At 44.3% G+C, this 11,492-nt stretch carries 11 protein-coding genes; 6 read left to right on the forward strand and 5 right to left on the reverse strand.

Annotated elements, in window-relative coordinates:
* The first annotated feature begins 4 nt into the window (after positions 1-4).
* Together ACRZ9O_RS04575 and rocD are read left to right on the forward strand one after the other, a co-directional pair.
* The gene (locus ACRZ9O_RS04575) at positions 5-1,180 is read left to right on the forward strand and encodes an acetyl-CoA C-acyltransferase (RefSeq protein ID WP_459456794.1); all 1,176 of its coding nucleotides are present in this window, start codon (positions 5-7) and stop codon (positions 1,178-1,180) included.
* Entirely contained in the window at positions 1,177-2,394 is a 1,218-nt protein-coding gene (gene rocD, locus ACRZ9O_RS04580; protein ID WP_459456796.1) for an ornithine--oxo-acid transaminase, read from the forward strand. The genes ACRZ9O_RS04575 and rocD overlap by 4 nt, the downstream gene beginning before the upstream one ends.
* A gap of 61 nt (positions 2,395-2,455) precedes the next feature.
* Here the strand turns inward: rocD and rho are convergent, their stop codons facing one another.
* The gene (gene rho, locus ACRZ9O_RS04585; protein ID WP_459456798.1) at positions 2,456-3,931 is read right to left on the reverse strand and encodes a transcription termination factor Rho; all 1,476 of its coding nucleotides are present in this window, start codon (positions 3,929-3,931) and stop codon (positions 2,456-2,458) included.
* Between the two features lie 230 nt (positions 3,932-4,161).
* Here rho and ACRZ9O_RS04590 point away from each other — a divergent pair, with 230 nt between their 5' ends.
* From ACRZ9O_RS04590 to bioA, 3 genes are read left to right on the forward strand one after another with little or no spacing between them, the layout of a single operon-like run.
* On the forward strand, positions 4,162-5,280 hold the full coding sequence (locus ACRZ9O_RS04590; RefSeq protein ID WP_459456800.1) for an aminotransferase class I/II-fold pyridoxal phosphate-dependent enzyme: 1,119 nt from the start codon (positions 4,162-4,164) through the stop codon (positions 5,278-5,280).
* Complete coding sequence (gene bioD / locus ACRZ9O_RS04595; protein ID WP_459456802.1) at positions 5,277-5,876, forward strand: dethiobiotin synthase; 600 nt, start codon at positions 5,277-5,279, stop codon at positions 5,874-5,876. The genes ACRZ9O_RS04590 and bioD overlap by 4 nt, the downstream gene beginning before the upstream one ends.
* Positions 5,869-7,146, forward strand: a complete 1,278-nt coding sequence (gene bioA, locus ACRZ9O_RS04600; protein ID WP_459456803.1) for an adenosylmethionine--8-amino-7-oxononanoate transaminase — start codon at positions 5,869-5,871, stop codon at positions 7,144-7,146. The genes bioD and bioA overlap by 8 nt, the downstream gene beginning before the upstream one ends.
* On the opposite strand, the gene ACRZ9O_RS04605 is transcribed toward bioA, so the two are convergent.
* Both ACRZ9O_RS04605 and ACRZ9O_RS04610 read right to left on the reverse strand, forming a co-directional pair.
* A complete protein-coding gene (locus ACRZ9O_RS04605) occupies positions 7,118-7,555 on the reverse strand; it encodes a nuclear transport factor 2 family protein (protein ID WP_459456805.1) in 438 nt (145 codons plus the stop codon). The two genes, bioA and ACRZ9O_RS04605, sit on opposite strands and share 29 nt — an antisense overlap.
* A 33-nt stretch (positions 7,556-7,588) precedes the next feature.
* Positions 7,589-9,175, reverse strand: a complete 1,587-nt coding sequence (locus ACRZ9O_RS04610; RefSeq protein WP_459456807.1) for a GMC family oxidoreductase — start codon at positions 9,173-9,175, stop codon at positions 7,589-7,591.
* 60 nt (positions 9,176-9,235) lie between these two features.
* Between ACRZ9O_RS04610 and ACRZ9O_RS04615 the strand changes: the two genes are divergently transcribed.
* Positions 9,236-9,796 carry a HupE/UreJ family protein gene (locus tag ACRZ9O_RS04615; RefSeq protein WP_459456809.1) on the forward strand — a complete coding sequence of 187 codons (561 nt, stop codon included), beginning with the start codon at positions 9,236-9,238 and terminating at the stop codon, positions 9,794-9,796.
* Between the two features lie 60 nt (positions 9,797-9,856).
* On the opposite strand, the gene ACRZ9O_RS04620 is transcribed toward ACRZ9O_RS04615, so the two are convergent.
* Both ACRZ9O_RS04620 and ACRZ9O_RS04625 read right to left on the reverse strand, forming a co-directional pair.
* Positions 9,857-10,834 (reverse strand): ribonucleoside-diphosphate reductase small subunit, encoded by a 978-nt coding sequence (locus ACRZ9O_RS04620; RefSeq protein WP_459456811.1) that lies wholly within the window; start codon positions 10,832-10,834, stop codon positions 9,857-9,859.
* A 79-nt stretch (positions 10,835-10,913) separates the two neighbouring features.
* Complete coding sequence (locus tag ACRZ9O_RS04625; RefSeq protein ID WP_459456813.1) at positions 10,914-11,483, reverse strand: hypothetical protein; 570 nt, start codon at positions 11,481-11,483, stop codon at positions 10,914-10,916.
* Positions 11,484-11,492 lie beyond the last annotated feature (9 nt).

Here is an 11,492-nt window from a genome sequence, read left to right on the forward strand (position 1 = left end):
GAAGATGAATGCATATATCATAGCAGGTTACCGCACAGCAGTTGCAAAAGCCAAAAGAGGAGGTTTCAGAACGATGCGTCCAGATGATTTAGCGGCGGAAGTCATTAAACATTTGATGAAGCAAGTGCCTAATTTAGATCCGGCACGTGTCGACGATTTGATCGTGGGCAACGCCATTCCTGAAGCCGAGCAAGGGATGCAAATGGCGCGCTACATTTCCCTTTTATCATTACCGAAGAACGTTCCTGGTTTCATCATCAACCGTTATTGCGGTTCTGGTTTAGAAGCGATTGCTTTGGCCTCCGCTAAAGTGGCTTCCGGAATGGCCGATTGCGTCATTGCGGGCGGAACTGAATCGATGACGATGTTACCAATGATGGGCCACAAAACGGTTTTGAACTACGGAATCGCGAACGAACATCCTGATTATTACATCGGAATGGGTCTGACGGCGGAGGAAGTAAGTAAGAAATACAACGTGACGCGCGATGAGCAAGATGCGTTCTCTTTTGCTTCTCATATGAAGGCATTAGAAGCACAAAAAGCCGGAAAATTCACGTCTCAAATCGTTCCCGTGGAAGTAACGGAGAATTATTTCGATCCCAAATCAGGTAAGAAACAATCCCGCAGCTGGACCGTGTCACAAGACGAGGGTCCACGTGCAGATACAACCATCGAAGCTTTAGGTAAATTAAAACCGGCATTCGCGATGGGCGGAACCGTTACCGCGGGTAATGCGTCCCAAACTTCTGATGGAGCGGCTTTCGTTTTAGTCGTTTCAGAGAAATTAGTCAAAGAACTACATTTAGAGCCTATCGCTCGGATGGTTTCCTACGCGACAGCGGGGGTTGAACCTAGTTTGATGGGAATTGGTCCGGTAGAAGCGATTCCCATCGCCTTGAAAAAAGCGGGTTTAACGCTGAAAGATATCCAACAAATTGAATTGAACGAGGCGTTTGCGGCGCAGTCTTTGGCGGTCATGAAAACCCTCGAAATCGATCCAACTATCGTGAATGTGAACGGCGGGGCCATTGCTTTAGGCCATCCACTGGGATGTTCTGGGGCTAAATTATCCATCCAATTATTCAACGAAATGCGCCTGCGCAACCAAAAATACGGTATGGTCACGGCCTGCGTAGGCGGTGGACAAGGGGTAGCAGGAATTTACGAATTACTATGACCCCACAAGAGTACATTGATATAGAATCTGAGTTTGGGGCACATAATTACCATCCATTGCCTGTCGTTTTAGAACGCGGCGAGGGAGTGCATGTGTATGACGTAACGGGGAAAAAGTACCTGGATTTTCTATCTGCCTATAGTGCGGTAAATCAAGGACATTGCCATCCTCGTTTAGTCAAAGCTATTTCGGATCAGGCATCACGTTTAACACTCAGTTCCCGTGCCTTTCATACGAATCTTTTAGGTTCGACGGAGAAGAAATTAGCAGAGAAATTCGGCTACGAAAAAGTTCTGTTAATGAATACGGGCGTGGAGGCCGGAGAATCTGCCATCAAATTAGCCCGCAAATGGGCTTATGAGGTAAAAGGCGTTCCGGCGAATCAAGCGGAAATTATATTTGCAGAAGGGAATTTTTGGGGGAGAACGATCGCTGCGGTTTCATCCTCGAACGATCCATCCTCTTATCACAACTTCGGACCGTTTGTTCCAGGTTTTAGTCGTATTCCCTACAATGACTTAGCCGCTTTAGAAGAGAAATTACAAAACCCTCACGTGGCCGCATTTATGGTGGAACCCATTCAGGGCGAAGCTGGGGTCGTTATTCCGTCGCCGGGGTATTTGAAAAAAGCAGCTGCTTTATGCAAAAAACACCGGGTTCTTTTCATTGCAGATGAGATCCAAACAGGTTTAGGGCGCACAGGAGCCTGGTTAGCCTGCCACCACGAATTAGTGCATCCAGATATTTTGTTGTTAGGCAAAGCACTTTCGGGTGGATTTATGCCAGTCTCAGCAGTGCTCTGCAACGACGAGATTATGCTCACCATCAAACCAGGCGAACATGGTTCGACGTATGGCGGCAATCCATTAGCTTGTGCAGTCGCGACCGTAGCCATCGATATTATCGAAGACGAAGATTTAGTCGAAAATGCTAAAGTACGAGGTTTGCAGTTGTTGACCTTCTTAGAAAGTTTGCGGGATAAAACCGCTTTGATTAAATCCGTTAGAGGGAAAGGTCTTCTTTGTGCTATCGAAATAGACACCGATGAAGACAGCAAAGTGGCTTGGGAGATCTGTTTAGATCTGATGAAAAAGGGCTTATTGGCGAAACCAACACACGGCAATAAAATCCGTTTAGCTCCTCCCCTCACCATCACCGGTGCGGAGATGGATCAAGCTTGCAGCATCATCGACAAAGTTTTTCTGGGCTATTAAGCGATTGTCTGGCAGCGCTTCATTGGGCTTCCGTGCCCAATGAACCAAACTGGCTGACATCCTATCTATTCATGGATACCAAGAACTCTTCATTGTTCCTCGTTCCTTTCATTTGCTGTTGCAAGAATTCCATCGCCTCTACCGAGTTCATGTCGGACATGTGCTTACGCAAGATCCAAACACGCTGTAGAACGGCTGGATCCATCAATAGATCCTCGCGACGCGTTCCTGAAGCCGTCACATCGATTGATGGATAGATTCGGCGGTTCGCTAACTTGCGATCTAATTGTAATTCCATGTTACCCGTTCCTTTGAATTCCTCAAAGATTACTTCGTCCATTTTCGATCCCGTTTCAATCAAGGCTGTTGCGATGATGGTTAAAGATCCGCCATTTTCGACGTTACGCGCTGCTCCGAAGAAACGCTTCGGCTTGTGTAGCGCATTGGCATCCACACCACCTGATAATATCTTACCGGAAGATGGAACCACCGTATTGTAAGCACGTGCAAGACGTGTGATCGAATCTAATAGTATAACGACATCGTGGCCGCATTCCACCATTCTTTTGGCTTTCTCTAAAACCAGGTTAGCCACCTTTACGTGACGCTCTGCCTGCTCATCGAAAGTAGATGAAATTACTTCTGCACGCACAGAACGCTGCATATCCGTTACCTCCTCCGGACGCTCATCGATCAATAAAATGATCAAATATACCTCTGGGTGGTTACGGGAAATCGCGTTGGCGATGTCTTTCAATAAAACCGTTTTACCCGTTTTAGGCTGGGCAACAATCATACCCCTTTGGCCCTTACCGATAGGCGCAAACAAGTCCAATATACGCGTCGAATAATTATCCGGCGTCGATGACAAGTTCAACTTTTCCTCTGGGAACAAAGGCGTCAAATATTCAAAATTGATCCGGTCACGAATCTCATCCGTCGTCTTTCCATTCACTGATTCCACTTTTAATAAAGCGAAATACTTCTCTCCCTCTTTAGGTGGACGAATCTTTCCTAAAATGGTGTCTCCCGTCTTCAAACCAAACATTTTGATCTGAGATGGCGACACATAAATATCATCTGGAGAAGCCAAGTAATTGTAATCAGACGAACGCATAAATCCGTAACCGCCCTCTTGCATAATCTCTAAAACCCCCTCGTTTTCGATCAAACCATCTAATTCCTTGATGACTTGATTGTAATTCGAACGGTGTTTATTGTGGTGGTGGACCGGTGCTGGCGCCTCTTCCTTAGGTAATTTATCAACATCGACAGGCGCATCCGTAGGAGAAACCTCGTCTTTTGTGTTTTCTGTGCTGGTAATGAAGGACGTATCTACTAAGAATTCTTCTGGAGCAGCCACTTCTTTGTATTCGATAGGCGCTTCTGCAGCCGTTTCCACTTCCGCTTGTGTTCCCATAGGTAACAAAGGGGCTTCTTCGTTGCTCTTCTTAATTCGTTGACGCTTAGGTCTTTCGTTTGATGATGATTCTTCTACTTGTGCTTTTTTTACTCTTTTGATAGGCTTATCTTCCATAAAGGGGGAATGATTAATTAAGATTGACAACAGACATCTCTGTCAGAATGTTTGCCAAATGAGAAAATTAAGGGACGTTTACTCGTTGAATTGTCAGAATCGACATGCAATACTACGGTATTAGCGGGGAATTGTCAAGGTTTTAGGCCAAAATTTGGGCTTCAAAATCAATTAAATGATAAAATACACGTCCACAGCGATTATTTCGTAGTTTTGCAACACAATAATTTATGGAAAACATTCAGCAGCAGCTTATTGACCTTTTGGAGTCCCGTCGTAAAGAGGGCTTATTCAGGCAATTATCCGTGCTGGATGGCCGCACGGATTTCTGCTCTAATGATTACCTCGGATTAGCAGGTGACCCCATTCTAGAAGTGTCTATTGCACGCGATTTTGAGGCTTTGCCTGGCGAATGGCGCAAAAATGGGGCTACCGGATCTCGACTCATTTCAGGACACTCTGCCTTAATTGAACAATTCGAAAAAGAATGCGCCGCCTTTCACGGATCAGAAGCTGCTTTGCTGTTTAGTTCAGGCTACGACGCAAACATTGGTTTGATCTCCTCCTTGCCACAAGAAGGCGACGTCATATTTTGCGATAAACTTTTACACGCGAGTTTAATAGATGGTTTACGTCTTTCTAAAGCAGAACGACGCATCTTCAAGCACAATAACCTAGATGACTTAGTTCATCTTTTAGATCAATACCCCGCCAAAACCCGGAAATGGATCGTCGTAGAATCGGTTTATTCGATGGATGGCGATGTGGCTCCACTATCGGAATTAGTTGCATTGAAAAACAAATACCAGGCCGAGCTCATCGTGGATGAGGCGCATTCTGGTGGAGTTTATGGTCCTGAAGGACAAGGTTTAGTGTATGAGTTGGGGCTTTGCGAGGACATTTTTGCTCGAGTAATCACGTTCGGGAAAGCCTGGGGCAATGCAGGAGCGGTAGTCCTAGGGTCATCAGCCCTCAAAGAATACCTCGTGAACTTCGCTAGACCCTTCATCTATTCCACCGCACCCACGCCGGCACACGTTTCAGCGCTTTTAAGCACCTTGCACTATTTACCTTCCCAAAACGAGGCCAGAAAAAAACTACAAGAAAACATCGCTTTCTTTCGCGCAAACTGCCATTCTGACGCCTGGGGCGATAGCCAAACCGCCATCCAAACTTTTTTCGTGACCGGAAACGAAGCCGTGCGCGCAAAAGCAGCCTCTGCCAGCGAATTCGCCATCAAACCCATCGTTTTCCCCACAGTAGCGAAAGGTAAAGAACGCATACGCATCACAATCAGTGCAAATCACACCAAGGAAAAAATAGAATCACTAATAAAAACACTCGAATGAAACAATTTATCGTCGCCGGAATAGGGACTGAAATTGGCAAAACAGTCGTTTCTGCCATCTTAACGGCAGGATTAAAAGCGGATTATTGGAAACCCGTTCAATCAGGGGATTTTGCCACGGGAGATGCTTATTGGATCAACAACTGGGTTCCATCGGCCACCGTACATCCTTCCACCTATGCCTTATCCCAACCTCTTTCACCCCACAGTGCAGCAGAAATCGATGGCATTACCATTAAACTTGAAGCATTTAAAATACCTACGGATCAGACCCTAATCGTCGAACTAGCCGGTGGAATTATGGTGCCATTGAATGATCAAGAGACGAATCTAGACTTAATTAAACACCTGCAATTACCTGTCATTTTAGTCAGCAAAAACTATTTAGGCAGCATCAATCATACGATTTTAAGCTATGAGATTTTAAAGCAACACGGAATTCCAATGGCCGGAATCGTGTTCAATGGACCTGAAAATCGATCAGGTGAAAAGTTTATTTTGAACCATACCGGTTTACCCCTTATTTTGCGCGTCCATACAGAATCAGAAATCAATGAAGCGGTAATCGCTTCGTATGCTCATAAAATCCATGTCTAATTCGAATTTGTCTTCTCGGGATGCGGCAGTCATTTGGCACCCCTTCACGCAACACCAAATCGAACCTATTTCGATTCCGATTGCAAGTGGGAAAGGCGCACACTTATTTGACACAGAGGGTAAAAAATACATTGACGCGATTTCGTCTTGGTGGGTGAATACACACGGCCACGGGCATCCGTATTTAGCCCAAAAAGTATACGAACAAGCCCTACAGCTCGAACAAGTCATCTTCGCGGGCTTTACCCACGAACCAGCGGTTCGACTTTCAGAACGCTTATTGAGTCATTTGCCGCCTAATTTCGAACGCGTTTTCTTCTCAGATAATGGATCCACTGCCGTGGAGGTTGCCATCAAAATGGCTTTGCAATACTTCCACAACCAAGGAAATACAAAGCGTAGAAAAATCCTCGCTTTTGCGGATGCCTACCACGGGGATACCTTTGGGGCGATGAGTTTAGGGGCTCCAAGCTCCTTCAATGACCCGTTTCAGGATATGCTTTTCGAGGTGGAATTCCTTCTAAGTCCTCAAGACGCTGAAGCCTGCCTAGCTGCTATGTCCTCTTTAAACTCAGACGACTATGCGGCTTTCATCTTTGAGCCTTTGATTCAAGGTGCTGGTGGAATGAAAATGTACGAGGCATCCACATTGGATTCATTAATTCGGTTGGCACACGAAAAAGGGATGTTCTGCATCGCAGATGAGATCATGACCGGATTCGGTCGTACGGGGAAGTGGTTTGCGATGGATTATTTGGCAGAAAAACCGGACATTGTCTGTTTCTCCAAAGGCCTAACCGGCGGCATGATGGCCATGGGTTTAACCCTTTGCAGCGAAAAAATATTTCAATCCTTCCTATCGGATGATCGCCGAAAAATGATGTTCCATTCACACTCGTTCACAGCAAATCCATTAGCCTGTGCTGCGGCCAATGCGAGTATGGATTTAATGGAAAAAGAAGAAACCTGGGCGTCAATTGTGCGTGTGGAATCTCGTCATCGTGCTTTCGCAGCCACGCTGAAAAATCATTCAATTCTAAAAAATGTACGAATTCACGGCACCATTCTGGCCATGGAAGTAGAAACGGGAGAAACAGACGGCTATTTACACTCCATCCGGGATGATATATACCGATACTTCTTAGGGCAAGGCATTTTGATGCGCCCTTTAGGAAATACCATCTACATCCTCGCCCCCTATTGTATCGAAGACGAGGATTTAGCGTATATCTACGAGAAAATTAGGGCTTTTGCGCAGGGACTAATTTAGTCGACTGCCAAGAAACCATTTGCCAACGCTTGTCTACGTACACGAAAACATCAGTGAAACGAAGTCGTAAAGGTGTTAGCGTACCATCAGCTGCTTGCTGCTGAATTACAATAATACCAGTATTAATCCCTGTTTTCCCATATACACGGTGTTGCAATTCCTCCGGTGTGATGGACAAGTAACTGGATTTTCCTGTGAGAATCGAACCGATATAACTGTCTTTCGAATCTTGAACACCACTTGAATGGGAATACACTAAATCTTTATGTAAAACAGACTCTAGACCAGCCTTATCCTTCGCCACCATCAACTTAAAACGGTTTAATTCCGCTTCTTTAAGCGATTCTTCGTTTTGGGCAAAACCTACCATCGGTGCCAACAGCACAAGTAGCATAAATATCTTTTTCATAGTTTATTTTTAATTAAAACGCTTTCGCATCATTTATTTACTCAAAATTAAATCTGCCGCCTTCTCCGCAATCATCACCACCGCAGAATTCGTATTCCCCGAAATCACATCCGGCATGATGGATGCATCCGCCACACGTAAACCTTGCAAACCTCTGACGCGCAGAGTCGCTGGATCACAAACCGCCTCCGCATCCGTCCCCATCTTGCAGGTCCCTACCGGATGGTACACGCATTCTGTGGCTTGTTCCATATGCTCTTGCATTAATTCCTCGGTCCATTCCCCTGCCGGAAAATTTAATTCTGAACCTTTTCTCAATCCATCAAAAGCCGAAGACAATACAATATCTCTGGCAATTCGCATTCCCCTTTTCAATGTTTCTCGGTCTTCAGCGGCTGACAAATAACGGGGATCGATAACCGGCGCATCATCGAAACGGTCAGATCGAAGGCTCACTGTTCCTCTGCTCTTCGGTTTTAATAAAGTAGGTAAGATAGTAAAGCCGTCACTTAATGGCATTTTACTATAATCGTACATATCCGCTGACCAAGCAGAGGAGAAATGAAATTGCAAGTCCGGGACATCCGATTGATTGACTGAATCAAAAAAAGCAGCCGCTTCTAAAGGGCTCGAAGATAACGGACCTTTTTTATGCAAGGTATAATCGACAAAGTTTTTCACCCCTAAAGCCACATTATAGGACTGTCCCTTTGTACTAGCCTGCGCGTTCATATTCACAAACAAGTGATCAGATAAATTCTTACCCACGCCTTTCAGATCAAGGCGGCAGTCGATTCCATGGGCTTTCAATTCTGCCGTATCGCCGATGCCGGATAGTTGCAAGATTTGCGGACTTTGAAATGCCCCCGCAGATAAAATAACTTCGGACGCTTCGAATTCAAGGGGCTTTTTAGAGCCCAATTTATAGCCTTTCAATCCCGTCACCTTTTCTCCTTGCAACACCAATGATGCTACCTGAAAAGAGGTTTGAATATGTAAATTTTTTCTTGAAAGTGCTGGCTGAATGAAGGCCTTCGCCCCAGAGGCCCTTTCTCCATCTTGTATATTGAATTGAAACAATCCGGCTCCCACTTGTTTCGCTCCATTAAAATCTGGATTCGAAGGGATCCCCACTGTGGCGCAGCCTTCAATAAATGCATCCCCAAAAATCGTCAAATGGCGATTCTTTGCCACGCGGTGCAAGCCACCGCTGCCATGGTATTCATTCTGAAAATCTTCGTTATCCTCTGACATCTTGAAATAAGGCAAGACATCCTGATAGGACCATCCTGCACATCCCCAAGCAGCCCAAGTGTCATAATCCGCTTTATTCCCACGAATGTAGGCCATGCAATTAATCGCAGAACTTCCCCCTACGGTTTTACCACGTGGTTGATATAAGCGACGACCTCCTAAATGTGGCTGAGGTTCAGTGAAAAAATTCCAATTCAAATAGGTGTGATTCAACAAGGAATAAGCTGATGGCATCGAAATACGAGGATCTCGAAAATCACCTCCCGCTTCGATTAAAAGCACCTGGTTAAGGGGATTTTCGGATAATCGATGCGCCAAAACACAACCCGCCGTACCGGCTCCCACAATGATGTAATCAAATTTCATAGAATAAGTCTACCATTTTCTCTTTGAATATCCCTATTTTTGGCCAATAAACAACGAGCTGTGAGCAATTTTTCTGTCTACTTTTCTTTAGGACTAGGGCATATCCTAAATTGGGCCGCTTTAGACCACCTTTTGTTTATCCTCTCGCTGACTTGCGTTTATGTGGTGACAGATTATAAAAAGCTGCTTTGGCTAGTAACAGCCTTCACGCTGGGACATTCAATTACCCTGGCTTTAGCGACGCTTCACCTAATCCAGGTAAATAGTGCTTGGGTAGAATTCTTGATCCCTTGTACGATTTTAGTGGCGGCAATTAGTAATTTGATTCAGACCGAGCAACGTTATAAGTACGGCGTGGTTGCTTTTTTTGGATTGATCCATGGCTTAGGGTTCTCCAATTATTTACAAAGCTTGCTGGGCGCAGAAAGCTCGATTTTCGCTCCCCTCTTAGCCTTCAATATCGGCCTAGAAATAGGCCAATTAGTCGTAGTCGCCATAGTCCTTACCTCCTCCATCCTATCAATTCACGTGTTTAATTGGAAACAAAAGGCCTATATACAAGTCATCTCAGGCATCACCATCGGTCTCGTGTTGCCCATGATCCTGGAACGTTGGCCATAAGCGTTTGCCATAAAAAAAGCCCCGATCTACATCGAGGCCTTTTCCTATGTATTAAAGATTTTAAAAATCTTCATCTAACGAGAAAGACATTGAATCCTTATCAGACATGACACCTGATTTTTGGTATTCAGCCACACGCTTCTCGAAGAAATTTGTCTTGCCTTGTAAAGAGATCATCTCCATAAAGTCGAATGGATTCGTCGCGTTGTAGTGCTTCTTGCATCCCAAAGAAACCAATAAACGGTCTGCTACGAAATCAATGTATTGACACATCATTTCAGCATTCATACCAATCAATGAAACGGGTAAAGCTACGGTAACGAATTCTTTTTCGATCTCTACCGCATCTAAAATGATTTCGTAGATCCTCTCTTGAGGTAATTGATTCTTAATGTGATCTGCATACAATAAACACGCGAAGTCACAGTGTAAACCTTCATCACGGGAAATCAACTCATTCGAGAACGAAAGACCTGGCATTAAACCACGTTTCTTTAACCAGAAAATAGAACAGAATGAACCAGAGAAGAAAATACCTTCGACTGCTGCGAATGAAATCAAACGCTCTACGAAATTATCTGATTCGATCCACTTCAAAGCCCAGTCCGCCTTCTTCTTTACGCAATCGATTGTCTCAATCGCACGTAAAAGGTGGTCCTTTTCTTTAGGATCATTAATATAGGTGTCGATTAAAAGAGAATAGGTTTCTGAGTGAATGTTTTCCATCATAATTTGGAAACCATAGAAACATTTCGCCTCTGCATATTGTACTTCTTTCAAGAAGTTATTCGCTAAATTTTCATTTACGATACCATCCGATGCAGCGAAGAATGCTAAAACGTGTGAAACGAAGTGACGCTCACCATCGTTCATCTTTTTCCAATCCGCTAAATCTTGAGATAAATCGATCTCTTCAGCTGTCCAAAAAGACGCTTCCGCCTTCTTATAAAATTGCCAAATATCATCGTGCTTAATCGGGAAAAGCACAAAACGGTTGGGATCCTCAACCAATAAGGGTTCTACTGCTATCGTTGACATAAAAATTTAAATTGAACTCGAAATTAAGAAATTCTACCTGATATACAAGACTGATAAAGGGGTAAAATTGTTTTAAATTTTAAAAGAAAAATCCACCGATTTGGACAACCAGTGCTGAGCCATAAGGAGAGCGACCTGGGGAATAATTTAGGTCGTACATGATATTAAAATTCAACCCTATTTTAGAGCCTAATCCAACACCAATCAAGACCGGATTTGAATAAGAGGACCCTGAATTATCTGAAATGTTGGTATAATTCTCCACTTGCCCCGTTAAATAGGCCTGACCTATAACTTGACTTAACGCAGGCACTTGTTGCCGAAAGAAAATCCGCTCACCAAGTAGATTGCTTGAATAATTACCAATCGCATAATATTGATAGGTCAGACCTACACCCACTATCGAGTTATTCGTTAAAGAATATCCTACCATTGGTGAGATTCCAATACTGGTCGGGTTTCCAAAACTTAAACCACTGACACCCCCGCCAAAATTCAATCGTTGGCGAAAAGGTAATTCTCGCACATCTATTTCAGCATCTAAATCTCCTTCTGCGCCCTCCTCTTTGATAACCACAGGTTCTTGAGCGAAGACCTCCGAAATTCCTCCAAAAGTAAGGAGCGAAAAGAATAATAGTAGTTTTTTCATTTGGCTTAA

It is taken from the genome of Aquirufa sp. HETE-40SA (genome assembly GCF_054558635.1).

Coding starts and splice junctions, on each gene's coding strand:
- ACRZ9O_RS04575 (WP_459456794.1), top strand. CDS start 5: ATGAATGCATATATCATAGCAGGTTACCGCACAGCAGTTGCAAAAGCC.
- rocD (WP_459456796.1), top strand. CDS start 1,177: ATGACCCCACAAGAGTACATTGATATAGAATCTGAGTTTGGGGCACAT.
- rho (WP_459456798.1), bottom strand. CDS start 3,931: ATGGAAGATAAGCCTATCAAAAGAGTAAAAAAAGCACAAGTAGAAGAA.
- ACRZ9O_RS04590 (WP_459456800.1), top strand. CDS start 4,162: ATGGAAAACATTCAGCAGCAGCTTATTGACCTTTTGGAGTCCCGTCGT.
- bioD (WP_459456802.1), top strand. CDS start 5,277: ATGAAACAATTTATCGTCGCCGGAATAGGGACTGAAATTGGCAAAACA.
- bioA (WP_459456803.1), top strand. CDS start 5,869: ATGTCTAATTCGAATTTGTCTTCTCGGGATGCGGCAGTCATTTGGCAC.
- ACRZ9O_RS04605 (WP_459456805.1), bottom strand. CDS start 7,555: ATGAAAAAGATATTTATGCTACTTGTGCTGTTGGCACCGATGGTAGGT.
- ACRZ9O_RS04610 (WP_459456807.1), bottom strand. CDS start 9,175: ATGAAATTTGATTACATCATTGTGGGAGCCGGTACGGCGGGTTGTGTT.
- ACRZ9O_RS04620 (WP_459456811.1), bottom strand. CDS start 10,834: ATGTCAACGATAGCAGTAGAACCCTTATTGGTTGAGGATCCCAACCGT.
- ACRZ9O_RS04625 (WP_459456813.1), bottom strand. CDS start 11,483: ATGAAAAAACTACTATTATTCTTTTCGCTCCTTACTTTTGGAGGAATT.